The organism is Pseudonocardia ailaonensis (genome assembly GCF_039531635.1).
GTDB lineage: Bacteria > Actinomycetota > Actinomycetes > Mycobacteriales > Pseudonocardiaceae > Pseudonocardia > Pseudonocardia ailaonensis.
The window spans coordinates 129,849-154,570 of the sequence record NZ_BAAAQK010000023.1; the positions used below are offsets into that span (position 1 = coordinate 129,849).

At 73.7% G+C, this 24,722-nt stretch carries 24 protein-coding genes; 15 read left to right on the top strand and 9 right to left on the bottom strand.

What is annotated here, in order from left to right; genetic code table 11:
• The first annotated feature begins 9 nt into the window (after positions 1-9).
• Positions 10-1,650 carry a MinD/ParA family ATP-binding protein gene (locus tag ABD324_RS27935; RefSeq protein WP_344423521.1) on the top strand — a complete coding sequence of 547 codons (1,641 nt, stop codon included), beginning with the start codon at positions 10-12 and terminating at the stop codon, positions 1,648-1,650.
• A 69-nt stretch (positions 1,651-1,719) separates the two neighbouring features.
• On the opposite strand, the gene ABD324_RS27940 is transcribed toward ABD324_RS27935, so the two are convergent.
• A complete protein-coding gene (locus ABD324_RS27940) occupies positions 1,720-1,944 on the bottom strand; it encodes a hypothetical protein (RefSeq protein ID WP_344423523.1) in 225 nt (74 codons plus the stop codon).
• A gap of 130 nt (positions 1,945-2,074) precedes the next feature.
• On the bottom strand, positions 2,075-2,296 hold the full coding sequence (locus tag ABD324_RS27945; RefSeq protein WP_344423525.1) for a BldC family transcriptional regulator: 222 nt from the start codon (positions 2,294-2,296) through the stop codon (positions 2,075-2,077).
• Positions 2,297-2,623: 327 nt separating this feature from the next.
• Here ABD324_RS27945 and ABD324_RS27950 point away from each other — a divergent pair, with 327 nt between their 5' ends.
• Complete coding sequence (locus tag ABD324_RS27950) at positions 2,624-2,992, top strand: DUF4229 domain-containing protein (RefSeq protein WP_344423527.1); 369 nt, start codon at positions 2,624-2,626, stop codon at positions 2,990-2,992.
• On the opposite strand, the gene ABD324_RS27955 is transcribed toward ABD324_RS27950, so the two are convergent.
• The 6 genes from ABD324_RS27955 to ABD324_RS27980 form a co-directional block, all read right to left on the bottom strand.
• Entirely contained in the window at positions 2,948-3,829 is an 882-nt protein-coding gene (locus tag ABD324_RS27955) for a 1,4-dihydroxy-2-naphthoate polyprenyltransferase (protein ID WP_344423530.1), read from the bottom strand. The two genes, ABD324_RS27950 and ABD324_RS27955, sit on opposite strands and share 45 nt — an antisense overlap.
• 28 nt (positions 3,830-3,857) lie before the next feature.
• On the bottom strand, positions 3,858-5,075 hold the full coding sequence (locus ABD324_RS27960) for an SH3 domain-containing protein (protein ID WP_425565919.1): 1,218 nt from the start codon (positions 5,073-5,075) through the stop codon (positions 3,858-3,860).
• A gap of 179 nt (positions 5,076-5,254) precedes the next feature.
• The gene (gene menE, locus ABD324_RS27965) at positions 5,255-6,382 is read right to left on the bottom strand and encodes an o-succinylbenzoate--CoA ligase (protein WP_425565914.1); all 1,128 of its coding nucleotides are present in this window, start codon (positions 6,380-6,382) and stop codon (positions 5,255-5,257) included.
• 70 nt (positions 6,383-6,452) lie between these two features.
• On the bottom strand, positions 6,453-6,722 hold the full coding sequence (locus ABD324_RS27970) for a S1 RNA-binding domain-containing protein (RefSeq protein WP_344423535.1): 270 nt from the start codon (positions 6,720-6,722) through the stop codon (positions 6,453-6,455).
• Positions 6,723-6,862: 140 nt separating this feature from the next.
• Positions 6,863-7,780 (bottom strand): 1,4-dihydroxy-2-naphthoyl-CoA synthase, encoded by a 918-nt coding sequence (locus ABD324_RS27975; RefSeq protein ID WP_344423537.1) that lies wholly within the window; start codon positions 7,778-7,780, stop codon positions 6,863-6,865.
• A 9-nt stretch (positions 7,781-7,789) separates the two neighbouring features.
• Positions 7,790-8,176 carry an ANTAR domain-containing protein gene (locus ABD324_RS27980; protein ID WP_344423540.1) on the bottom strand — a complete coding sequence of 129 codons (387 nt, stop codon included), beginning with the start codon at positions 8,174-8,176 and terminating at the stop codon, positions 7,790-7,792.
• 155 nt (positions 8,177-8,331) lie between these two features.
• Here ABD324_RS27980 and ABD324_RS27985 point away from each other — a divergent pair, with 155 nt between their 5' ends.
• From ABD324_RS27985 to ABD324_RS28030, 10 genes are all read left to right on the top strand, one after another.
• Positions 8,332-8,955, top strand: a complete 624-nt coding sequence (locus tag ABD324_RS27985) for a hypothetical protein (protein WP_344423543.1) — start codon at positions 8,332-8,334, stop codon at positions 8,953-8,955.
• Positions 8,952-9,665, top strand: a complete 714-nt coding sequence (locus tag ABD324_RS27990; protein ID WP_344423545.1) for a GntR family transcriptional regulator — start codon at positions 8,952-8,954, stop codon at positions 9,663-9,665. Before ABD324_RS27985 ends, ABD324_RS27990 begins: the two co-directional genes overlap by 4 nt.
• A gap of 93 nt (positions 9,666-9,758) precedes the next feature.
• Positions 9,759-10,574 (top strand): N-acyl homoserine lactonase family protein, encoded by an 816-nt coding sequence (locus tag ABD324_RS27995; RefSeq protein WP_344423548.1) that lies wholly within the window; start codon positions 9,759-9,761, stop codon positions 10,572-10,574.
• Complete coding sequence (locus ABD324_RS28000; RefSeq protein WP_344423551.1) at positions 10,571-11,872, top strand: hydroxyacid-oxoacid transhydrogenase; 1,302 nt, start codon at positions 10,571-10,573, stop codon at positions 11,870-11,872. Before ABD324_RS27995 ends, ABD324_RS28000 begins: the two co-directional genes overlap by 4 nt.
• Positions 11,873-11,935: 63 nt before the next feature.
• Positions 11,936-12,394, top strand: coding sequence for an FmdB family zinc ribbon protein (locus ABD324_RS28005; RefSeq protein ID WP_344423554.1), 459 nt, complete (start codon positions 11,936-11,938; stop codon positions 12,392-12,394).
• A gap of 95 nt (positions 12,395-12,489) precedes the next feature.
• Entirely contained in the window at positions 12,490-15,396 is a 2,907-nt protein-coding gene (locus ABD324_RS28010) for an FAD-binding and (Fe-S)-binding domain-containing protein (RefSeq protein ID WP_344423558.1), read from the top strand.
• 41 nt (positions 15,397-15,437) lie between these two features.
• Entirely contained in the window at positions 15,438-16,100 is a 663-nt protein-coding gene (locus tag ABD324_RS28015) for a DUF998 domain-containing protein (RefSeq protein WP_344423561.1), read from the top strand.
• 41 nt (positions 16,101-16,141) lie between these two features.
• Positions 16,142-16,972 (top strand): aldo/keto reductase, encoded by an 831-nt coding sequence (locus ABD324_RS28020; protein WP_344423563.1) that lies wholly within the window; start codon positions 16,142-16,144, stop codon positions 16,970-16,972.
• Between the two features lie 43 nt (positions 16,973-17,015).
• Positions 17,016-17,309, top strand: coding sequence for an adhesin (locus ABD324_RS28025; protein ID WP_344423565.1), 294 nt, complete (start codon positions 17,016-17,018; stop codon positions 17,307-17,309).
• A 117-nt stretch (positions 17,310-17,426) separates the two neighbouring features.
• Entirely contained in the window at positions 17,427-18,662 is a 1,236-nt protein-coding gene (locus tag ABD324_RS28030; RefSeq protein ID WP_344423568.1) for an amidase, read from the top strand.
• Positions 18,663-18,723: 61 nt separating this feature from the next.
• On the opposite strand, the gene ABD324_RS28035 is transcribed toward ABD324_RS28030, so the two are convergent.
• Positions 18,724-20,358 carry an ABC-F family ATP-binding cassette domain-containing protein gene (locus tag ABD324_RS28035; RefSeq protein WP_344423571.1) on the bottom strand — a complete coding sequence of 545 codons (1,635 nt, stop codon included), beginning with the start codon at positions 20,356-20,358 and terminating at the stop codon, positions 18,724-18,726.
• A gap of 90 nt (positions 20,359-20,448) precedes the next feature.
• Here ABD324_RS28035 and ABD324_RS28040 point away from each other — a divergent pair, with 90 nt between their 5' ends.
• From ABD324_RS28040 to menD, 3 genes are read left to right on the top strand one after another with little or no spacing between them, the layout of a single operon-like run.
• Positions 20,449-22,167 (top strand): ATP-binding protein, encoded by a 1,719-nt coding sequence (locus tag ABD324_RS28040; protein WP_344423573.1) that lies wholly within the window; start codon positions 20,449-20,451, stop codon positions 22,165-22,167.
• 54 nt (positions 22,168-22,221) lie between these two features.
• The gene (locus ABD324_RS28045; RefSeq protein WP_344423576.1) at positions 22,222-22,944 is read left to right on the top strand and encodes a PIG-L deacetylase family protein; all 723 of its coding nucleotides are present in this window, start codon (positions 22,222-22,224) and stop codon (positions 22,942-22,944) included.
• Between the two features lie 10 nt (positions 22,945-22,954).
• Entirely contained in the window at positions 22,955-24,628 is a 1,674-nt protein-coding gene (gene menD, locus ABD324_RS28050; RefSeq protein ID WP_344423578.1) for a 2-succinyl-5-enolpyruvyl-6-hydroxy-3-cyclohexene-1-carboxylic-acid synthase, read from the top strand.
• Positions 24,629-24,722: the final 94 nt, after the last annotated feature.

Below are 24,722 nucleotides of genomic sequence, written 5' to 3' on the forward strand. Positions count from 1 at the left end.
TCGGCAACCGTGAGTGAGACCGGTCCCGACGAGTACCCCGACGGTTCCGTGGGCCGTTACGTCCGGGAGCGGTGGGCGGCGGCCGCGCAGCCGTCCCGCGAGCGGCGTGAGGAGCCGACCGAGCAGCCCCCGCAGGCACCGGAGCAGCCGGGTATCGGCGCGCGCCGGGACGAGACCTGGGGCGTGGTGCCCGAGGACCGCGGCTGGGGCTCGGACCTGCTCGAGCTCGAGGGCGAGCTGGACGACCCGTTCGAGGAGCGGGGCGGGCGGCACCCGGAGGTGCCGGCCCAGGCGGAGCCGCCCGCGGACCAGAGCTGGTTCGACGGCGGCCCCCCGGTCACCCCGCCGCCGGCGCCCGGCCCCGAGGCCGCCCCACCGGCCGAGCCCGCCCCGCAGCAGGGCCCCGTCCCGAACGGCGCCCCCCGCCCCACCAACGGCGTCAACGGGCACCAGAACGGCGCGCCCACGCAGGACGCCCCCGGTCAGTGGCGCTCGACCGATCCCGCGCCCGCCCCGGCCCCGCGCCCGGAGCCGTGGAACCGTCCCGAGCCCCGCCGCACTCGCGTCGACCAGCCCGACCCCCCGCGCCATCCCGAGCCCGCCAGGGACGACGTCGCGACCCCGCCCTCGGGTGCCCACGCCCGCCCGCCGATGCGGGACGTCGGCCGCTGGACCGATCCCGGCGCGGTCGCGGCCCAGGAGGCCCAGCGCGCCCGCTCGGACGAGCGCGAGGCCCCCGCGGACCTCTCCACCGCCCGCCTGCTGAAGCCCAGCAAGCGGCGCACCCCGCGCACCGGCTGGCGGCGCTTCCTGTACCTGCTCTCCGGCCGCACCATCAACCCTGGCGAGAGCCCCCAGGACATCCACGAGCGCGAGCTCACGGTCCGGGTGAACCAGGCCCTCATCGGCTGCCACAAGATCGCCACGCTCAGCCTGAAGGGCGGCGTGGGCAAGACCACGATCACCGCCACCCTCGGCGCGACGTTCGCCTCGCTGCGCGGGGACCGGGTCGTCGCGGTCGACGCGAACCCGGACCGCGGCACCCTGAGCCAGAAGGTCCCGCTGGAGACCAGCGCGACCGTGCGGCACCTGCTGCGGGACTCCCAGCGCGTCCGCCGCTACACCGACGTCCGCGCCTACACCTCGCAGGCCCCCTCGCGGCTGGAGGTGCTGGCCAGCGAGCAGGACCCGGCCGTGTCGGAGGCGTTCAGCGAGGATGACTACCGGCGCACGGTCACGCTGCTCGAGCACTTCTACAACATCGTGCTCACGGACTGCGGGACCGGGCTCATGCACTCCGCGATGTACGGGGTGCTGGGCGTGGCGGACCAGCTGATCATCGTGTCGTCCGGCTCCATCGACGGAGCCCGCAGCGCCTCGGCGACGATGGACTGGCTCGAGGCGCACGAGCGCGGCGACCTGGTGCGCAACGCCGTCGTCGTGATCAACAGCGTGCACCGGCAGGCCGGCGCGGTGGACCTGGACCGGGTCGAGCAGCACTTCGCGGGCCGCTGCCGCGCGGTCATCCGGATCCCGTTCGACGCGCATCTCGAGGAGGGCGCCGAGGTGGACCTGGACCGCCTCACCCAGCCGACCCGGATCGCCCTGCTCGAGCTGGCGGCGTCGGTCGCGGACGGCTTCCCCAGCTGACCGAGACGAACGTCAGCCACGTCCGGAGGGGTCCGGGACGTGGCTGGGATTCCTCTCGAGCCGGGGCGCTCAGTCGTCCGAGGACGGCGGGTCGTCCTTGCGCCGCAGCGTCTCGTCGAGGTTCCGGAGGAAGTCCGGATCGTCGTCCGGGCCGGTGGGCCGGGGACGGCGGGGGGTGCCTGCCGAGCGCGGCTCGGAGGTGCCCCGGGGGACGTCGGCGTGGTCGCCGGTCATCGCCTTCCAGAGCAGGAACGCGATGACGGCCGCGCCCGCGAACGCGATGAGGTACAGCATGCCCGCGAGCGTACCGGTGTCGCGGGCAATGCCGCGGTAAAGCGCCGGACCGGGGGACGGGCCGGCGGGCGGATCCGGGTGGGCGGGAGGCCGGCCCGGATCCGCTCCGCAGCGGAACCCTGAGCGGGGCTCAGTGGTGGTGGGTCCCGATGGTGGCCTCACTCGTGAGGTCCGCGAGCATGCCGCGCACCTCGGACTCCCGGAACCGCCTGTGGCCACCAGGGGTCCGGATCGAGCCGATCCGTCCGGCCGAGGCCCACCGGGTCACGGTCTTGGGGTCGACGCGGAACAGGGTCGCCACCTCGCCGGGGGTGAGCAGGCGCTCGGTCGCGTTCTGGGTCGGAGCAGACATCCAGTTCCTCCGCACGTATTCGCATCGTCGATTACCGGGCCATCGTGACACCGAGGACCCCGGGTACTCGAACGGTTGGGCGGAGGTAAAGGGCTCTTAAAGGGCAAAGCGGACGAGAAGGGACGCTCCGGTCAGGCGTGGAGCGGGACCCTGAGAGGCACCTGAGCAGGCCCTGAGCGGCATCTGAGGGCATGTCGGACGAGCGGCCCCGCATCTCCACCGTGCCATCGCGGAGGTGACGCGGCGGTGTGGAAGGTCAAGCCGACGGCTGTCGGCGAGGTGGGAGCGGCGAACGGTCCGGCGTCCCCGCCCCGTACCCTCGCGGGCATGGCGACGGGCAACGACACCCACGGCGCGACCCCCGGCACCGACCGCGGCCCGGACCGCACGGCCCCGGGTCTCGCCGCCACGATCGCGCTCTACGGCCTCGCCCGGGTGGCCCTGGTCGCGCTCCTCGCGGCCCTGCTGTCCCTCACGGGCGTGCCCGTGCTGCTCTCGATCCTCCTCGGCCTGGTGGTCGCGCTGCCGCTGTCCATGGTCGTGTTCCGGGGCCTGCGGGCCCGCCTGGACGCCGCCCTCGAGGAGAGCGGCAGGCGCCGCGGCGCCCAGCGGGACGCGCTGCGCGCCAAGCTCAGGGGCGACGAGGGCCCGTCAGAGGACCAGGCCGAGGCCCAGCCCGACCCCGGTGAGCGCTGACCAGCCCAGCAGCGCGACGCTGGTCTGCTGCAGGACCCGGATCAGCTTGCGCCCGTCCGCCCCGCCCAGCACGAGGCGCACCGGGGTGATCGCCAGCGGCAGGGCCAGCAGGCCCAGCAGCACGGGCCAGGAGCGGATCCCCATCCCGATCGTCAGCAGGAACGGGACCAGCGCCGTCGCCGTGTAGAGCCGCCGGGTGTCCCGGTCGCCCAGGGCCACCGCGAGGGTCCGCTTGCCCGAGACCTCGTCGCCTGCGATGTCCCGCAGGTTGTTGGCGACGAGCACGCCGCAGGTCAGCAGGCCCACCCCGACCGCGGCGACGACCGCGAGCGGCCCGATCGCGCCGCTCTGCGTCAGCACCGTGCCGAGCACCCCGACCGGCCCGAAGAACACGAAGACGGCGACCTCGCCGAGCCCCGCGTAGCCGTAGGGTCGCTTGCCGCCGGTGTAGAACCAGGCGCCGGCCACGCACACCGCGCCGACGGCGATCAGCCACCACTGCCGCGACAGCGACACGAGCGTGAGCCCGGCGAGCATGGCGATCGCGAAGCTGACCAACGCCGCGTTGCGCACGGCGTGCGGGCTGGCCGCCTTCGAGCCCACCAGCCGCAGCGGCCCGACGCGCTCGTCGTCCGTGCCGCGGATGCCGTCGGAGTAGTCGTTGGCGTAGTTCACGCCGATGACCAGCGCGAGCGAGACGACCAGGGCGAGCACCGCCCGGCCGACCGCGACGGTGCCGGAACCGAGGGCGGCACCGGTGCCGACCAGGACGGGGGAGACGGCGGTCGGCAGGGTCCGCAACCGCGCACCCTCGACCCACTGAGCGAGCGTGGCCACGGGTCGAATCTACTGCGCGCGGCTCCGGCTACGGAGCCGGGCAGGCCGCGACGTTCGTCGCCTTCGGCAGCACGGCGCCCCGCATGAACTGCTTGTCGCCGATCTGCAGCCAGCTGCCCGAGCGGCACTGCACCGGCACCTTCGAGCTGTTGGCGGCCACGCCCACGATGGGCGCGTCCATCGAGGGCGCCGACCGGATGTTCGCGATCCCCAGCGTGCCCTGCGTCACGACCTCGGAGAGGGTGAGCGAGCCGGTCCACAGGTAGTCGACCTGCACCTGCGAGTTGTCCTTGAGCCCCAGCGCGTCCCAGAACACGCCGTCGGCGAGGTCGATGCCGGCGGGGTTCACGAGCTTGCGGCCGAACTGGTCGTTGCCGCCGTTGTAGCCGTTGCGGAACGCGGCCTGCGCCTGCGGGACGCCTTGCGGCAGGTCGCCCCAGTTCTGGCGCTGCGGGCCGGGGTTCCAGTAGTCGTCGCGGGTGTTCCAGGGGCCGACGTCCCACACCGGCGCGATCGCGCACTTCCCGTTCGGTGCGCAGACCCGCACCGAGTAGTCGCTGGTGTCGCGCGGGGACAGCGCGCGCCGCGAGGGGAGCGCGACGAAGTGGTCCCGGTCGGTGATCACGTGCCCGTTCGACGTCGTGCCGCCGACCAGGCCCTCCCGGGTGGCGAAGACGTTGGCGCTGAACGGGAGCGCCTCACCGAGGTCGGCGCCGCCCTCGGTGCCCCGGTACGGGGCCGCCGTGAGCTGCACGGACCGCACCGTCGGCGCCACCGTGCCGGTCCCGGTGAGCACCAGCCGGCCCTGCACCTCGCGGGTGGCCTCGGGCAGCGTCACCGAACCGGTGCGCGGGTCGGTGGGGGCCGCGGGGATCCACTCGGTCCACGAGCCGTTGGCGCGCATCCCGCGCACGTCGACCGAGGCGCTGGTGCCGGGCGGCAGGTCGCCGTCCACGGCCGAGCTCACGCGGCTCGTCGGGACCGCGAGGTTCTGCGGGGCGAGGGTGAGCAGGCCGGTCGGCACCGCGCCGGCGGGTTCGGCCCCGCCCTCGGTCATGCCGCCCTCCCGCGGCGCGGAGTACGCCCCGGCGCCCTGGAGCCCGACGGTCCCGCCGGACGTCGTGACGCCGGAGGCCTCGCCGGCGCCCAGGTCGGCCGTCCACGTGGTGCCCTCGGGCTGCGCCGCCCGCTCTGCCGCCTGCGCCGGTGCGACGCCGCCGACCACCAGCAGTGCCGCCGTTCCCATCAGCAGCACCGCGCGCCACCTCGTCCGCATGTGCGCCCCCGATCGGTGTGGTTCCTGTGACGACAGGTGAGGATGTGTCGTACGGGACGCAGCAGATCGGATGAAGCCGTAACCGTCAATCAACGGAGAGTGAGCGACCCCATGGGGTGTCACGATCCGTCACCGGTTCGGGGGGTGCCTCACTCGACAGGTGTCGTGAACAGCGCCGCGACGGCCTCCCGGTCCGGTTTCCCCACTCCCCGCAGCGGGAGCTCGGGCACCAGGGCCACCCGCCGGGGGACGGCGGCCCGCCCCTCGGCCTCGCGGACGGCCGTGCGCAGGGAATCGGGATCCGGCCCGGCACCCGAGGGGACGACGGCGGCCACCACGGCCTGCCCCCATTCGGGATCGGGCACCCCGACCACGCACACCGCGGCCACCCCGGGCTGCCCCGCGAGCACCCGCTCCACGGCGGCGGGGGCGACCTTCTCCCCGCCGGTGACGATCACGTCGTCCGCGCGGCCGAGGACCGTGAGCCGCTCGCCGTCCCAGCGGCCCAGGTCCCCGGTCACGAACCGCCCCCCGGCGAACGCCGCCGCGGTCAGCGCCGGGTCATCGAGGTAGCCGGAGGCGAGCATCGGCCCGGACAGGGCGAGCCGGCCCCCGTCGAGGTGCACGCCGACGCCGTCGAGCGGCACGCCGTCGTACACGCACCCGCCGCAGGTCTCGCTCATCCCGTAGGTCGTGACGACCCGGATCCCGGCGTCCTCGGCCCGCGTGCGCAGGGCAGGGGCGAGGGCCGCCCCGCCGATGAGGACGGCGTCGTACCCGGCCAGGGCGTACATCCCGGCGGAGTGGTCGTCGAGGATCCGGCCGAGCTGCGTCGGGACGAGGGAGACGTAGCGGCGGGCGCCGTGCGGCAGCCGCCCCGTGGCCCGGGCGAACCCGGCGGGCCGGAACCCCTCCCGGACGTCCTGCACCACCGGCTGCGCGCCGGCCAGCAACGCGCGCAGGATCACCTGCACCCCCGCGACGTGGGCGGCGGGCAGCGCGAGGACCCAGCGGGCGGGGCCGCCGAGCCGGGCCTCGGTGGCGCGGGCGGACGCGGCGAGCGCCGCGGCGGTGAGCATCACGTGCTTGGGCCGGCCGGTGGACCCCGACGTCGAGATGACGACGGCGACCTCCGCCGGCACCTCGGCCGCCGGCGGGACGTCCGTCCCCGGCACGACCGCGGGCCCGCTGCCGTCGAGCGCGGCCCGCAACGCCTCCGTCAGGTCCTCGACCGAGTCCGGGGAGCCGTCGACGGGCACCGCACGCAGCTCACGCATGCGGCCCAGTCTCGCCTACGCTCCCGGACGTGGTCCGGGGGTGGTGCCGCCACCCCCGGACCACACCGCGCTACACGGCCGTCAGGCTGACCCGCCGCTGCTCCAGGTCCAGCTGCAGGACGCGCACCGACACGGTGCCGCCGACCTGCGGCTCGCCGCCCCGCCACTCGGACACGTGCAGCAGCCCGTCCACGCCGCCGGACGCGCCGTCGTGCAGGCGCACGAAGGCCCCGAACGGCAGCACGGACACGACGGTCCCCTCGATGGGGGCCGCGCCCGCCAGCTGCGTCAGGAACTCCTGCCACGCCGGCGCCGGCGTGATCTCGCTGTGCTCACTCATGAATTCACCTCCCTCCACTGCTGTGTCGATCGACGTCGCAGTGGAGGTGGCGGGCCCCTGGCCCGCCTCGTGATCACGACTGAGCCGGGAAACCGATCTGTGCACGGCGCGAGGCCGACCCGGCAGTCATGCCGATCACCCTAGTAGTGCCAGGGGTAAGGGGACCAGTCCGGTTCGCGCTTCTCGAGGAACGAGTCGCGTCCTTCGACGGCTTCGTCGGTCATGTAGGCCAGTCGGGTGGCTTCGCCCGCGAACAGCTGTTGTCCGACGAGGCCGTCGTCGATGAGGTTGAAGGAGTACTTGAGCATGCGTTGGGCCTGGGGGGACTTGCCGAGGATCTCCCGGCCCCACTGCAGTGCTTCGGTTTCCAGCTCCGCGTGGGGGATGACGGCGTTGACGGCGCCCATGTTGTGCATCTGTTCGGCGGTGTAGGTGCGGCCGAGGAAGAAGATCTCGCGGGCGAACTTCTGGCCGACCTGGCGGGCGAGGTAGGCGGAGCCGTAGCCGCCGTCGAAGGAGCCGACGTCGGCGTCGGTCTGTTTGAAGCGGGCGTGCTCGGCGCTGGCGAGGGTGAGGTCGGCGACGGCGTGTAGGGAGTGTCCGCCGCCGGCGGCCCATCCGTTGACGACGGCGATGACGATTTTGGGCATGAACCGGATGAGTCGTTGGCATTCGAGGATGTGCAGGCGCCCGGCGCGTCCGGGTTCGACGCTGTCGGCGGTGTCGCCGGAGGCGTACTGGTAGCCGGTGCGCCCCCGGATCCGCTGGTCGCCGCCGGAGCAGAACGCCCAGCCGCCGTCCTTGGGTGAGGGTCCGTTGCCGGTCAGCAGCACGCAGCCGACGTCGGAGCTGGTGCGGGCGTGCTCCAGGGCCCGGTAGAGCTCGTCGACGGTGTGGGGGCGGAAGGCGTTGCGCACCTCGGGGCGGGCGAACGCGATCCGCACGACTCCGCAGTCGACGGCCCGGTGGTAGGTGATGTCGGTGAAGTCGAACCCGGGCACCACCGCCCAGGCCGCGGGATCGAAGGTCTCGGACACGAGGTCGGCCGGGCTGCTCACGACCGGAATCTATAACCCGCCCGGCCCGCCCCGCCGCGGCACCGTGGAACCGCCCGCCGGCGAGCCGCTCGCCTCGGGCGCGACGAGTCGGCCCGCCTCGGAGTTGACGAGTCGGCTCGCCTCCGTCTCGATCGCCGCACCGATGTCCGCGGGCGGGGCGGTCCCCTTCGGCAGATGGGCCACGAGCTCGACGGCGACATCCCGCAGCTTGCGGTTGGTCGACTGCGAGGCGGCGATCAGCATCCGGAACGCGCCGTCGTCGTCACAGCCGTGGATGAGCATCAACATGCCCTTGGCCTGCTCGATCACGGGGCGGCTGCGCAGGGCCGTCTCCAGCTGCGCGACGCGTTCGAGGAGGGCCTCGTCCGGGCGTGACGGATCGAGGTCGTCGGGCATCTACACACCAGTCCAGCGGTCTCGGTCTGCAAGGGACCGCGGGCCTCGCTGCTGGACCTGCGCCGGGTGACGTTACCAAGCGCCTGATGCACCCTGCGTGACCACACCCCCGTCGATCCGGCGTACGGTCGGGTCGGCCGCAGGGGGGAGCCGGGATGCAGGCACGCGAGATGCTGGCGATCGGCCTGGTCGCGGTGCCGGGGGTGGCACTCGGGATCGTCGGCACCACCCATCCGCAGGTGCTCGACCCGTCCACCGCGCACATGTGGTGGACCATGCACGTGGCCCTGGTGCCGGTGTTCCCGCTGCTGGGCCTGGTCCTGGTGTGGCTGGTGCGCGGCCGGCACGATCCCGTCGCCTGGGTCGCCCGGGTCGGGGCCTACGTCTACGCGACCTTCTACACCGGCCTCGACGTGCTGGCCGGGATCGCCGCCGGCCGGGCGGTCGAGCTGCAGCCCGAGGGGAGCCCCGCCGCGCTCGCGATGCTGCGGATCGGCAACGCCCTGGGCGACGTCGGCTCCTGGGCCTACCTCGCCGCCGCCGTCGCGACCGCGCTGGTCGTGCTGCGCCGGCACGGCATCCGCGCACTGCCCGGCGGGGTCGTCCTCGTCGCGGCGTCGGTCCCCTTCCTGTACGCCCACATCTACTGGCCCGTCGGGGTGTTCTCGATGCTCGGCATGGCGGTCGGTGCGGCGCTGCTGCAGGGCGCCTCGGGGCTGCGGTTGCCCGCCCGCCCGACGGGTGCCACGGTCGCCGGGGTGGAGGGGACGCCGCGATGAAGCCGATCCGCGAGACCGCCGGCGTGAACGCGCAGGTGCTGGCGGCGCTGCGGGCGGCGGTGATCAGCGGCGAGCTGGTCCCCGGCACGCTCTACTCGGTGCACACCCTCGCCGCGCAGCTCGGCGTCTCCCGCACGCCGGTCCGCGAGGCGCTGATCAAGCTCGCCCAGCAGGGCATGGTGCGCTTCGAGCGCAACCGGGGCGTCCGGGTGCTGCTCACGAGCCTGCACGACCTCGAGGAGGTCTTCGCGCTGCGGCTGCTCCTCGAACCGCCCGCGGTGGCCCGCGCCGTCACCCGTCTCGACGACTCCACCCGCCGCGAGGTCCGGCGCGCCTTCGCCGCCATGGAGAAGGCCGCGAAGGCGGACGACGACTTCACGATGTTCGAGCACGACCGCCGCTTCCACCGCTCGCTGCTCGAGGCCTCCGGCAACGCCCGGCTGGCCGCCCACGTCGACGGCCTACGGGACATGGTGCTGCGCAGGGGCGTCTCGACGGCGCGCGAGTCCCGCAGCCTCGACGAGATCGTGGCCGAGCACCGCCTGATCCTGGACCTGGTCGAGTCCGGGGACTCCCACGGCGCCGCCGACGCCATGCGTGCCCACATCCGGCACACCGCCGAGCTCCTGATCGCCCAGGAGGCGAAGGGATATCCCGACGCGGGGGAGATCCCGCTCGATCTCGACCTCGACTGGACGTGCGGACCCTGACCCCTCGGCCAGGCGCCCCGCGTTGACGAGTGGCATGCCACATGCCACGGTCGGTCCGCAGGGTGCACCCCCTCCAGCGCTGAAGGGACCACGATGGCCACCGCCACCAAGCTCACCGTCATCCCGTGCGGAGCGATGACCGCCGACCTCACCTGGCTGCTGCTCAAGCCCGGCGTCAGCATCAAGCCCCGCCAGGAGAAGAACGCCCCGACCGACTGGGTGGACGTGCCGACGCACTGCGTCCTCGTCGAGACGGACGAGGGCAAGCTGCTGTGGGACACCTCGTGCCCGGCGGACTGGGAGCAGCGCTGGGAGCCCACCGGCCTGCAGAACTTCTTCCCCTACGATAAGGCCGGTCCGGACGAGTACCTCGACGCCCGGCTCAACCAGATCGGCGTAGGCCTCGACGAGATCGACTACGTCGTGCTCTCCCACCTGCACTTCGACCACGCCGGCAACGCCCAGATGTTCAAGAACACCAACGCGAAGATGGTGTGCTCGGACAAGGAGAAGGAGTTCGCCCTCAACTTCGACGGCGACTTCAACGGGGCCCACCTCAAGGCGGACTACGAGGGGCTCGACTGGGAGACGGTCAGCGGCGACGTCGAGAACTTCCTGCCGGGCGTGTCCCTGATCCAGACGCCGGGCCACACCATCGGCTGCATGTCCATGCAGGTCGACCTGCCCGACTCGGGGCCGATGATCTTCACCTCGGACGCCGTCTACATGGGCGACAGCTACGGCCCGCCCGCGGCGCCCGCCGCGATCGTCAACAACCTGGAGCAGTGGTTCTCCTCGGTGGAGAAGCTGCGCGGCATCCAGGAGCGCACCGGCGCCCAGATGATCTTCGGGCACGACGCGAACCAGATCCACGAGCTGCGGACGGCACCGGAGGGGTCGTACACGTGACCAGCACATTCGAGGTCCCCGAGCTGACCGAGGAGACGATCTTCACCTGGGGCGCGCCGCCGCTGAAGTTCGGCGCCGGGGCCATCGACGAGATCGGCTTCGAGCTCACCGCCTACGGCGCGAAGCGGGTCCTGATCGTCACGGACCCCGGGGTCAACGCCCTCGGTGCGCCGCAGCGCCTCGCGGACACCCTCAAGCGCTACGACATCGACTCCGAGGTGTTCGACGGCGTGCACGTCGAGCCCACGGACGAGTCCATGGACAAGGCGGCGGAGTACGCCCGCGTGCAGGGCCCGTGGGACGGGTTCGTGGCCGTCGGCGGTGGCTCGGCCATCGACACCGCCAAGGCGATCAACCTGCTGACCAGCCACCCCGGCACGCTGATGGACTACATCAACAAGCCGATCGGCAACGCCAAGGTCCCACCCGGTGCGCTCAAGCCCCTGATCGCGGTACCGACGACGGCGGGCACGGGCTCCGAGTCCACCGCCATGTGCGTCCTCGACATCCTGTCGATGAAGGTCAAGACGGGCATCAGCCACTGGCGCCTGCGCCCGACCCTCGCGGTGATCGACCCCCTGCTGACCATGACGCTCCCGCCCGAGGTCACGGCGGCGGCGGGCATGGACATCACCTGCCACGCCGTGGAGAGCTACACCGCGCGCTGGTACACCACGTTCGACCGCAAGAAGCCCGAGGAGCGGGTGACGTACTGCGGCTCGAACCCGGTGTCGGACCTGTGGTGCGAGAAGGCGATGTCGTTGCTGGCCCAGAGCTTCCGCACGGCCGTCGAGCGGGGTCACGAGGACATCGAGGCCCGCTCGAACATGATGATGGCCGCGACCTTCGCCGGCATGGGCTTCGGCAACTCCGGCGTGCACATCCCGCACGCCAACGCGTACCCGATCGCCGGCATGGTCAAGGACTACGTCCCGGAGGGCTACCCGCCCGACGAGCCGATGGTCCCGCACGGCCAGTCCGTCTCCCTGACGGCGCCCGAGGCGTTCCGCTTCTCCTTCGAGTCGGCTCCCGAGCGGCACCTGCGCGCCGCCGAGCTGATGGACCCGCGCGCGGACAGGCACAACGACCCCCGCGAGCAGCTCCCGTCCGTCCTCACCCGGCTCATGCAGGACATCGGCATCCCCAACGGGATCGGCGGCGTCGGCTACACCGAGGCGGACGTCCCCGACCTGGTCCCCGGCACCATGAAGCAACAACGCCTCCTGGCCACCTGCCCGAAGACCCCCACCGAGGACGACATCGCCTCGATCCTGACCCGCTCCGTCCAGAACTGGTGAAGCCCCTGTGAGTGGCAATAGTCGCCAGAGCGACTATTGCCACTCACGAGGCCCGGAGGGCCCATGCCGATCTACGTCTTCCGCTGCGGGTGCGGCGTGCGGTTCGAGCACCTGACGTCCATGACGGCCACGACCACCCCCGCGTGCCCCTCGTGCGGCGGCGAGACCGCGAAGGTCCCGGCCCGCTTCTCGCTCGGCGGCCAGGCCAGTCCCGGCCTGTCCCGGGACGAGATGCCGCAGACCTGGAAGGGCGTGTACGACGGCAACGCGGAGTACGTCGACCGCGCCCGCCGGGACTGGGACGCCCGGCAGAAGCTGGAGGAGAAGTACCCGGAGATCGCGGGGGACCAGCGGCCGATCCTGGCCCACGAGGGCCGCTACCACGAGGTCCCGCTGCGGGCGGGCGACATCCCGCTCTCCGGCACCCCACCCGTCCCCGGCGCCCGCGCGCACGGCCACGGACATGGCCACGGTCATGGCCACGCCGCCCCCGCGGCCCCGCCGGCCCCGAAGGGCGACTGACATCCGGGGGCCGTCCACCCCCCTGCTCCGCAGGAGGGCAGCACTGCCGCTCGGGGCGCGCGAGCGTCCCGCGGCCCGGAGGTCAGACTGACATCGTGACTGCGCTCGACCCCCTCACCGACCCCTCCGCCGCGCTGGCCGCCGACCTGGCCCGCGTGGTCGGCGGCGAGGTCCGGTTCGATCCCGCGCACCGGGCCATGTGGTCCGCGGACGCCTCGAACTACCGCAAGGTGCCCATCGGCGTGGTCTCCCCGCGTGACGACGCCGACGTCGAGGCCGCCCTGGCCGTGTGTCGGGAGCACCAGGTCCCCGTGCTGCCCCGCGGCGCCGGGACGTCGATCGCGGGCCAGGCCGTGAACACCGCGGTGATCCTCGACTTCACCCGGCACATGAACGCGATCCTCTCGATCGACCCGGACGCGCGAAGTGCACGGGTGCAGCCGGGCGTGATCTGCGACCAGCTCCGCGACGCCGCGGCCCCCCACGGCCTCACCTTCGGCCCCGACCCGAGCACCCACAACCGCTGCACGATCGGCGGGATGGTCGGCAACAACGCGTGCGGCTCGCACTCCGTGGCGTGGGGCAAGACCGTCGACAACACCGAGAGCCTCGAGCTGCTCACCTACCGCGGATCCAGACTGGACACCGCCGCCCCCACCGGCGAGATCCCGGAAAAGCTTGCGGCGCTGCACGACCGGATCGGATCACGCGTCGCCGAGGCCTTCCCCGATCTCACCCGCCGTGTGTCCGGCTACAACCTCGACCAGCTGGGTGGGCCGGGTGGGCCGGGGGCCCTCGCCAAGGCGATCGTCGGCTCCGAGGGCACGCTCGGCGTGATCACCGCGGCCACCATGCGGCTCGTCGAGTCCCCGCCGGCCCGCGCGCTGGCCGTCCTCGGGTTCGAGTCGGCCTACGTCGCCGCGGACAACGTGATGGTCGTCCGCGAGCACTCGCCGCTGACGATCGAGGGCATGGATGCCGGCCTCATCGCGGCCCTGCGCGCCCAGAACCCCGTCGAGACCATGTCGAGGGCGCTCCCGCCCGGCGGCGGCTGGCTCTACGTGGAGACGGGCGGTGCGGACCGCGCCGAGGCCCGCGCCTCCGCCGCGGCGATCGCGAAGGCCATGCGGCCCTACGGGTTGACCGAGGCCGTGGTCGAGGACGACCCGGCGCGCATGAAGGCGCTGTGGCGGATCCGCGAGGACGGCGCGGGGATCCTGACCCGCAGCCCGGACGGCGGCGAGGCCTGGCCCGGCTGGGAGGACGCCGCCGTCCCGCCCGAGAAGTTCGGGTCCTACCTGCGCGAGTTCGACCGGGTGCTGGAGCGGCACGGCCGCCGCGGCGTCTACTACGGACACTTCGGCGACGGCTGCCTCCACGTCCGCATCGACTTCGACCTCCTGAGCGACAAAGGGATCGCGAACTTCCGGGCGTTCATGGAGGACGCGGCGGACGCCGTCGTCGCGCACGGGGGCTCCCTGTCCGGCGAGCACGGCGACGGGCGCGCGCGGTCGGAACTGTTGCCGCGCATGTACCCGCCGGACATCATCGCGGCCTTCGAGGAGTTCAAGGGGATCTTCGACCCGGACGACCGGTGCAACCCCGGCTGCATCGTCCGGTCCGCGCGAATGGACGAGGACCTGCGGATCTTCGTCGGCATGCCCACGATGCACGACGACCCGCAGCTCGCCTTCACCCACGATCGCGGCTCCTTCACGCGGGCCACCCGGCGCTGCCTCGGGGTCGGGAAGTGCGTCACGTCGCACGGCGGTGTGATGTGCCCCAGCTACCGCGCCACCGGCGAGGAGCGGCACTCCACCCGCGGCCGGGCCCGGCTGCTGTTCGAGATGGCCAACGGCGAGGTGGTCACCGGCGGCTGGCAGGACGACGACGTGGCCGAGGCGCTCGATCTCTGCCTGTCCTGCAAGGGATGCAAGACCGACTGCCCGGTCGGCGTCGACATGGCGGCGTACAAGACCGAGTTCCTCGCGAACCGCTACAAGAACAAGCTCCGCCCGCGCTCGCACTACTCGATGGGCGCGCTGCCGCGCTGGATGCGGCTGGTCGGGAAGCTCCCGGCGAGCGCGGTCGGGCTGCTCAACGCCCTGGCCCGGGTGACGCCGCTCGCCGCGCTGGCCAAGCGGGCCGGGGGGATCGCCCCGGAGCGGTCGATCCCGGAGATCGCGCCGGAGACCTTCACGACGACGGCCCGCATCCGGGCCCTGGGGGCGGCCCCGGGAGCGGTGCCCGACCGGCGTGCGGGTCCGCGTGCGCCGGGCTCCCGCGGCCGCCTGCTCCTCTGGCCGGACACCTTCACCAACCACTTCGATCCCGCCATCGCCGAGGACGCCGTCGCCGTCCTCGAACACCTCGGCTACGCCGTCGAGCTCCCGCCGCGGACGGTCTGCTGCGGTCTCACCTGGACCTCCACCGGCCAGGTCTCCGCGGCCCGCCGGGTCCTGCGACGGTCGTTGCGCACCCTCGAGCCGTGGCTCACCGCCGGCGTCCCCGTCGTCGGTCTGGAGCCCTCCTGCACCGCCGCGCTGCGGGCGGACGCCGGGGAGCTCCTCCCGGACGAGCCGCTGGTCGAGGCCCTGGACGTGCGCACCTTCGCCGAGCTGCTCGCCGACCACCTCGACGAGCTGCCGGCCGGCCCGCCGACGACCGCCCTGGTCCAGCTGCACTGCCACCAGCACGCGGACCTGGGGTCGGACGCCGACGGGGCCGTGCTGGCGGCGCTCGGCGTCGAGGCCGAGATCCTCGACTCGGGCTGCTGCGGGCTCGCGGGCAACTTCGGCTTCGAGAAGGGCCACTACGACGTGTCGATGGCCGCCGCCGAGCGGGTGCTGCTGCCGGCCGTGCGCGCCGCGGCCCCGGACGTCGAGGTGCTCGCCGACGGGTTCTCCTGCCGCACCCAGCTGCGCCAGGCCGGCACCCGCGAGCCCGTCCACCTGGCCACACTGGCGGCTCGCGCAGTCAGGGGAACGCCCGCGGACGGCTGAGCGTTCACCGGGTCGAGAACCCCGACCCCGGAGGAACGTCCGTGCCCCTCACCCGCGCCCTGTCGTCGGCCGCACTCGCCGGCCTGGCGCTGGCCGTGGTGCTGATCCTCGGGCTGACCCTGTTCGTGTCCGATGTGGACCCGGTCCGCCGCACGATCAGCGAGTACGGCCTGCAGCCGGAGTACAGGACGATCTTCGACATGGGCGTGCTGGCGTTCGCGGCGGCCTGCGTGCTGGTCGCGGCGGCACTGCCGCGGGCGGGGATCGCGGGGTGGGGAGCCGCGACCGGGCTGGGCGTGGCCGCGCTCGGGCTGGCCACCGTCGTCGTCTTCGAGAAGACGGACTGGTCGGTCGGGCCGAGCCTCGGCGGCTCGATCCACCGCTACGCGAGCCTCGTCGCGTTCCTCGTGCTCCCGGTCGCCGCGATCGTCGCGGCCCGCGGGCACCGCGGCGCCCACGCGGCCTGGTCACGGTGGCTCGGTGTCGCGTCCCTGGCCTGGTTCCTGCCGATCGTGGCGGGATTCGCGCTGCGCCCGGTGACCGGCCGCTCCTGGTGGCAGACGATCCCGCTCGGCCTCGTCGAACGCGGCCTCGCGCTCACCGAGGTGCTCACGGTCGCGGCGCTGGCGATCTGGGGTCTGGCCGCGTCCCGGGCCGTGGCGGGCGCGCCGGCGGGGGCGGTCCCCGAGCGCAGTGTGAGATGACCCGTGGTGCGGGCCCGCCGTCATGGGGTATGTCTCCAGGCATGGTTCCCACGATCACGCTGAACGACGGTGTGCAGGTCCCGCAGCTCGGCTTCGGCATCTGGCAGGTCGAGCCCGGTCGGCCGACGGTCGACGCCGTGACGCAGGCGTTCGAGGCGGGCTACCGGCACGTCGACACCGCGCAGATGTACCGCAACGAGGAGGGAGTCGGGCAGGCGATCGCCGAGTCCGGCCTCTCCCGGGACGAGATCTTCGTCACCACCAAGCTGAACAACAACCGGCACGGCCGCGAGGAGGCCCAGAAGTCCCTCGAGGAGAGCCTCACGAAGCTCGGCCTCGACCACGTCGACCTGTTCCTCATCCACTGGCCGCTGCCGGCCCGGGACGACTTCGTCGACACCTGGCGGGGCCTCGAGGACGCGAAGGCCGCCGGGAGGACCCGGTCGATCGGCGTGTCCAACTTCCAGGTGGCGCACCTGGACCGGCTGGCCGCCGAGACGGACACCGTGCCGTCGGTCAACCAGATCGAGCTGCACCCGACCTTCGGCCAGCCCGAGCTGCGCGCCTACCACCGTGACAACGGGATCGCGACGGAGGCCTGGAGCCCGCTGGGGCAGGGCGGCCCGCTGCTGTCCGCCCCGATCGTCACCGCGCTCGCGGAGAAGTACGGCCGCAGCCCCGCCCAGGTGGTGCTGCGGTGGCACCTCCAGCTGGGCAACATCGTCTTCCCCAAGTCCGTGACGCCCGCGCGGATCCGGGAGAACATCGACGTCTTCGACTTCGAGCTCGCCGACGACGACGTGGCCACCCTGAGCGGCCTGGACGAGGGCGAGGCGGGCCGGCTCGGCCCGAACCCGGACAACCTGAGCTGAGCGCGCCCTGCGAGGTCCGCGGAACCTCGGTACGGTCGGCCGAATGTTGGCAATCACCGATACCGCGGCCGAAGCCATCAAGTCCCTGACCAGCGACGCGGAGCTGCCGGACGGCGGCGGCCTGCGCATCGCGGCGACGGACGCCGAGGAGGGCCTCGAGCTCTCCCTGGCGGCGCAGGCGGACCAGGCGGACACCGTCCTGGAGGGGGAGGGGCTGACCGTCTTCCTCGAACCCACCGCCGCCGAGGTGCTCGACGACAAGGTCCTCGACGTGCAGCCCTTCACCACGCCCGAGGGCGAGGAGGAGCTCCGCTTCGCCATCGGCCCCCAGGCCTAGCCCGCAGTCCCCCCGCTCACCGGACCCTGTGGGTGCCCGTACCCCTCCCGGGGACACGGGCACCCGCGGGGTCTTCCCCTGTGCGGGACCCTGGGTGCCCCGGCTCGAGGAGGAGCGATGGACGCGGGTGCGATCGCCGCCGAGGTGCAGGCGGGACGGAGTGCGGTCGACGTCGTCGAGGAGGCTCTGGCGCGGATCCGTGAGCTCGATCCGGGGATCCGGGCGTTCCGCGAGGTCAGCACGGTGGCCCGGGAGGACGCCGCGGCGGTCGACGAGAACCCGGACCGGGCGTCGCTGCCGCTCGCCGGTGTGCCCGTCGCCGTCAAGGAGAACGTGGGGCCGGACCACGAGATCGTCCGGCGGTGGCGCGGTGCGGGCGCGGTCGTCGTCGGGACGACGAGAATGCCCGAGCTGGCGATCTGGCCCATGACGGACGACCCGACCGGCATCACCCGCAACCCGCAGGATCCGCGGGTCACGGCCGGTGGATCGTCCGGCGGGGCCGGTGCCGCGGTGGCGACGGGCATGGTCGCGCTCGCCCACGGGACGGACGGGCTCGGCTCGATCCGGATCCCCTCCGCGGTGTGCGGCGTCGTCGGGATCAAGCCCGGGCGGGGCCTGCTGCCCACGGACATGCCGGCCGGCTCCTGGCTCGGGCTCAGTGAGCACGGCGTCCTCGCCCGCAGCGCCGCGGACGTCGCCCTCGGCCTGGACGTGCTGGCCGGGCGCTCCCCGACCCCGCTGGAGGAGCCGACCGGCCTGCGGATCTCGGTCGACCTGCGCAATCCCGTCCGCGGGATGGCCGTGTCGGCGGCCGACCGGCAGGCCGTCGCCACCGCCGCGGCCGTCCTCGCCGGGGCCGGGCACACCGTCGTCGAGGGCGGGCCCGCGCAGCCGGCCTCGCTCGGGCCGCACGGCTCGATGCTGTGGACCGTGGCGGTGAACGCCGAGGTGGAGGAGCTGGGCCTGGACCGGGCGGCGTTGCAGCCGCGTTCCCGACGGCACGCCGCGCTCGGCCGCCGGCTCGCACGCTTCGCCGGCCCCGGCCCGCGAGCGGCCTGGCGGGCGCGCTGCGAGGCCTGGTTCGCCGAGGGCCGGGACGTCCTGCTCACCCCGACGCTCGCCGCGGATCCGCCGCCCGCCGAGGACTGGCACCTCCGCCCGTGGCGGTCCAACATCCTCGCCGCCCTGCGCTACGCGCCGTTCGCGGCGCCCTGGAACCTCGCCGCCCTCCCGGCGCTGTCGGTCCCGGTCGGCCACCGCCCCACCGGCCTCCGCGGCGCCGTCCAGCTCATCGGCCCACCGGGCTCCGAACGCCGCCTCCTCGCCCTCGCCGCCCAGCTCCCCCTGTGAGTGGTGACGCCCCTGGCAGGGGCGAGAGCACTCACGACCTCGGCTGACCTGCGGAAACGGGCTACGGGGTCTGTTCGGTCACGGTGCCGTCCGCGACCGCCCAGCGGCGGGTGGCGCGGACCGTGTCGAGCATCCGGCGGTCGTGGGTCACCAGCAGGACCGTGCCGGGGAAGCCGTCGAGGGCCTCCTCCAGCTGCTCGATCGCGGGCAGGTCGAGATGGTTGGTGGGCTCGTCGAGCACCAGCAGGTTGACCTCGCGCGCCTGCAGCAGCGCCAGGGCGGCGCGGGTCCGCTCGCCCGGGCTCAGGGACGCGGCGGGGCGGGGGACGTGCTCCTTCGTCAGACCGAACTTGGCCAGCAGGGTCCGCACCTCGGACTCCGGCCAGTCCGGCACGGCCCGGCCGAACGCCGTCACCAGGGGTTCGGGGCCGAGGAACAGGCCGCGGGCCTGGTCCACCTCGCCGACGACGACGCCGGAGCCGAGCCCGCCCTCGCCGGAGGCGAGGGGGATCCGGCCGAGCAGGGCGCCGAGCAGCGTGGACTTCCCGCTGCCGTTGTCCCCGGTGATCATCACCCGGTCCGCCCAGTCGACCTGCAGCGTCACCGGGCCGAGGGTGAACTCCCCCCGGCGCACGACCGCCCCGTCGAGGCGCGCCGCGACCGCGCCGGAGCGGGGCGCGGCGGCGATCGTCATGTGCAGCTCCCACTCCTTGCGGGGCTCCTCCACGACGTCCAGCCGCTCGATCATCCGCTGCGTCTGCCGAGCCTTCGACGCCTGCTTCTCGCTCGTCTCGGTCCGCTTGGCCTTGACGTTCTTGTCGTTGTCCTTCGACTTGCGCCGCGCGTTGCGCACGCCCTGGGCCATCCAGTTCCGCTGCATCTGCGCGCGGTCCTTGAGGTGGTCGAGCTTGTCGTCGTACTCCTCGTAGGCCTCGCGCGCGTGCCGGCGGGCGATCTCGCGTTCGGCGAGGTAGCTGTCGTAGCCACCGTCGTACACGCCGACCCGGCGCTGGTGCAGGTCCAGCTCCACGATCCGGTTCACGGTGCGCGCCAGGAACTCCCGGTCGTGGGAGACGATCACGGCCGGACTCCGCAGGCCCTGCACGAACCGCTCGAGCCGGTCCAGGCCGTCGAGGTCGAGATCGTTGGTGGGCTCGTCGAGCAGCAGCACGTCGTAGCGGGAGAGCAGCAGCGCGGCCAGCCCGGCGCGCGCGGCCTGGCCACCGGAGAGATCGGTCATGAACGCGTCGAGCGGCACCCCGAGCCCGACCTCCGCGGCCACCTCGCCGGCCCGTTCCTCCAGGTCGGCGCCCCCGAGCGCGAGCCAGCGGTCGAGGGCGGCGGAGTACTCCGTGCCGTCGGTCTCGGCCAGCTGCTCGGCGGCGGCGTCCATGTGTGCCTGCGCCGCGGTGACGCCGGTGCGGCGGGCCAGGTAGGCGGCCACCGTCTCGCCCGGACGCCGTTCGGGCTCCTGGGGGAGCAGGCCCACGCTCGCGTCCGGGGGGCTCAGGGAGATCCCGCCCTCCTCGGGCGCGTCCACACCCGCGAGCATCCGGAGCAGCGTGGACTTGCCCGCCCCGTTCACCCCCACGAGCCCGACGACGTCCCCGGGCGCGACGACGAGATCGAGCCCGCTGAACAGGATCCGGGCACCGTGCCCGGCGGCGAGGCCGGAGGCCTGAAGAGTCGCTGTCATGACGGATCCGAGCGTACGGGGTGTCGGTCGCCGAACTTGACAGCCTGGTGCACTAGCTTGAAGCCAACTTGATACTTGAAAGTTGATGCCGTGAAGAAGGATGATCTCGTCGCACTGCTCGACGAGCTGCGCATGCTCGGCGGCGAGCCGACGGACATCGAGGCGAAGGCCGCAGCGGGAGGGCTGCCCGCGTCGGTGACCGAGACCGCCTCGGCCTTCGCCAACACGAATGGCGGCACCCTCGTCCTCGGCGTCGACGAGCGTGACGGGTTCGCCCTCGTCCCGCTCCCCGATCCGGTCAAGCTCCGCGACGACCTGGTGTCGGCCCTGAGCGACCAGCTCGCCCCGCCGCTGCGGCCGACCGTGGACCTCGTCGAGATCGACGGCCGGGTCGTCGTGGCAGCGGAGATCGATCCGCTGCCGTCCGACCAGCGCCCGTGCTTCGTGGAGCGGCGAGGCATGGCGACCGGGTGTTACGTGCGCACCGGCGACGGCGACCGGCGGATGACCCAGACCGAGGTCGGCCTGGCCATCGCCAACCGGGGCCAGCCGCGGTACGACGCGGAGCCGGTACCGGGCGCGACGATCGACGACCTCGACCGGCCGCCGATCCTGCGGACGCTCGAGCGGGTGCGGACCACGAGCCGCGCTCTGCGGGACGTCGACGACGTGACCGCCCTCAAGCGACTACGGATCCTGAGCCGCGACGACGCCGAGGTCCCCACGCTCGCCGGCCTGCTGACGTTCGGGGTCTTTCCTCAGCAGTTCTTCCCCCAGCTGACGATCTCGCTCGTGGTGATGCCCTCGACCACAGCGGACCGGTCGCCCGTCGCGCCGAGGTTCGTCGACAACCCGACGATCCGTGGGGCCATCCCGGATCTGGTGGCCGAGTGCCTGGCCGCGGTGCGACGGCACCTGTCGGTGCGCACCTATGTCGACGGTGACGGCCGCCGTGACCAGCTCGACTACCCCATGGAGGCGGTGCGCGAGGCCGTGGTCAACGCGGTCCTGCACCGCGACTACAGCCCCGGCACGCGCGGCACGCAGATCCAGGTCGAGCTCCATCCCGACCACCTCGTCGTCCGGAGCCCGGGCGCGCTGTTCGGGCCGGTGACGGTGGCCGACCTCGGGATCGAGGGTGTCTCGTCGTCCCGGAACAGCTTCCTCGCGCAGCTGCTCTCGGACACCTACCTGCCTCGCAGCGATCGTCTGGTCGCCGAGAACCGCGCCTCCGGCATCCTCGTGATGATCCGCGAGCTGCAACGGTCCGGCCTGGGGCGCCCCCGTTTCGACAATCACCCCAGCCGGTTCGAGGTGCGGTTCGCCCGGTCCGAGCTGATGGACCCGGAGACCCGTCGCTGGCTCGGCGCCCTGCACCGTCCCGGATTCGGGCAGCTGCACGAGCTGGCATTGGCGATGATGCGGCACGGCCACGATGTGACGAACGCCCACCTGCGCGAGTACGGCGCAGATCGCGGTGAGGCCACACGAGTCCTGGGTGACCTCGTCACCGCGGGGCTCGTGATGAAGCAGGGGGGTCGTCGCTACGCGTGGTACGGGCTCGTGCCGGAACCGGTCGCCGCCCAGCCGGATCTCTTCGGCCCGGGTGCCTCCGGCTCGTCGACGACGGACCTCGTCGCCGAGACGCTGGAACGGATCGGCGAGTCGACGGCCGCGGAGCTCGCCGACACCGTCGGTCGCTCGAGGGCGTCGGTGCTGACGGCGTTGCGGGGGCTCGCGACCGCGGGGCGGGTCGTTGCCGTCGGCGCTCAGCGCAGTCCGCAACGTCGGTACGTCTGGGTGCGGTGACGCCTTTCGGCGCTGCGGCCGGTGCACGGTCGGCCTACGGGCCATGATGCCCGCATGACGCTGGAGCCCTTCCCCACCGACTGGCAGCGCGCCCTCGCCGTCGTCGCGCATCCGGACGACATGGAGTACGGCGCGTCGGGGGCGGTCGCCGCGTGGACGCAGGCCGGCAAGGAGGTCGCCTACCTGCTGGTCACGCGCGGCGAGGCGGGCATCGACTCGCTGTCGCCCGCGGAGTGCGGGCCGGCGCGCGAGCAGGAGCAGCGTCGGGCGTGCGCGGCCGTCGGCGTCGAGCAGTGCGAGTTCCTGGACCATCCCGACGGGGTGATCGAGTACGGCCTGCCGCTGCGCCGCGACATCGCCGCCGCGATCCGCCGGCACCGCCCCGATCTGGTGATCACCGGCAACTTCGCGGACCGCTGGGCGACGGGCGGGCTGAACATGGCCGACCACGTCCACACCGGCCGCGCCACCCTCGACGCCGTGCGCGACGCCGGCAACCGCTGGGTCTTCCCGGGCGCCGGCGGCGAGCCCTGGAACGGCGTGCGGTGGCTCGCCGTGTCGGGATCGCCGCAGGCCACGCACGGCGTCGACATCGGCGAGGTGTTCGACCGGGCGGTCGCCTCGCTGTCCGCCCACGAGCTCTACCTGCGGGGGCTCGGCGGGGGCGGCATGGCCGATCCGGAGGCCTTCCTGCGTCCCCACGCCGAACAGGCCGCGCAGCAGCTGCCCGGCGCGACGCTCGCCACGACCTTCGAGCTGCACGATCTCGGCGCCTAGAATCGGCGGGATGAGCACTGCACCCGGCCCCGTCCAGGCCGGGGTGGTCGTCGACGAGCTGGTGCGCTGCGGCGTCCGCGACGCCGTGCTCTGCCCCGGCTCGCGCAACGCCCCCCTGGCCTTCGCGCTGCACGCCGCGGACGTCGCGGGCCGGCTGCGCCTGCACGTGCGGATCGACGAACGGACGGCCGGCTTCCTCGCGCTCGGCCTGGCCCGGGGCTCGGGGCTCCTCGTCCCCGTGGTGACGACGTCCGGGACCGCGGTCGCCAACCTGCACCCGGCGGTCCTCGAGGCCTCCCACTCCGGCGTCCCGCTGCTGGCCCTGGTCGCCGACCGCCCGCCCGAGCTCGTCGGCACCGGGGCGAGCCAGACGATCGCGCAGGCCGGGATCTTCGGTTCCGCGGTCCGCGCCGCGGTCACCCTCGCCGTCGCGCGGTCCGCCGCGGACCACGCCGCGTGGCGCTCGGCGATCGACCGCGCCGTGGCCGCGGCACTCGGCACCCTCGGTGGCCCTCCCGGCCCGGTGCACGTCAACGCGCCCTTCGCGGAACCGCTGGTACCCGGCGACGATCCGGTGCCGGCCGGGCGCGACAACGGTCTGCCGTGGACGGACGTCGGACGGGTGCGGCGCCTCCCGCCGCCGCTGCCGCTCGATCCCTCGGCCCCGACCCTCGTGGTCGCGGGCGACGGCGCGGGCGTCGATCCCGCGCTGCTCGGGGACACACCGGTCGTCGCCGAGCCGTCGTCGCCGCTGTGGGCCCACGCCCTGCGCACGGGTCCGTGGCTGCTCGGTTCGCTACCGCCGCCCGCGCAGGTGGTCGTGGTGGGCAGGCCGACCCTGCACCGGGGCGTCGCGCAGCTGCTGGCCTCGCCGGCCGTCGCGGTGTACGCCGCCGCCGACCCGTCCGGTCTGCCGTGGACGGACGTGCCGGGCACGGTCCGGGCCGTTGGCGCCCTGCCCGCGCTGGACCCGCCCGCGGACTGGGTGCGGTGGTGGCGGGAGGCGGACGCGGCGGGCTCGGCAGCGCTCGACCGCGCGCTCGACCGGCTCGGGGCGCCGCGCGGGCTCGGCCTGGCGCGGGACCTCGTCGCCGCCCTGCCCGCGGGCAGCAGGCTGGTGCTCGGCTCCTCCAACCCGGTTCGCGACGTCGGCCTGGCCGCCGCGCCGCGCCCGGGCCTGACCGTGGTGTCCAACCGGGGGGTCGCGGGGATCGACGGCACCGTGTCGACGGCGGTCGGTGCGGCCCTGACCCATCCCGGCCCGACCGTCGCCCTGCTCGGCGACCTCACGCTCCTGCACGACACCACGGGCCTGCTCATCGGCCCGGACGAGCCCCGGCCGGCGCTCACCCTCGTCGTGCTCAACGACGCGGGCGGCGGGATCTTCGGGCTGCTCGAGCAGGGGGCGCCCGCCCACGCCGCCTCGTTCGAACGGGTCTTCGGCACCCCGCACCGCGTGGACCTCGCCGCCGTGGCGCGCGGCTTCGGCGCCAGCCACACCCTCGCCACCGCCCCCGACGAGCTCGCCGCCGCCCTGGTCCCGGAACCGGACGGCCCGCCCGGACTGCGGATCGTGGAGGTCCGCGCGGACCGGGCCACGCTCCGCGCCGGCCACGCCGCCCTCGCCGAGGAGATCGCCGCCGCCGTGGCGGCGGTGGGAGCGACGCCGTCGCAGCCGAGCTGACCACGGCGCGGGCGCCGGGGCACCTCGGCCGTTCCTCGTGCTCGGCCAGCACCAGGGATCGGGCGCCGGTCGATCACGAGGAACCTCAGCCGAG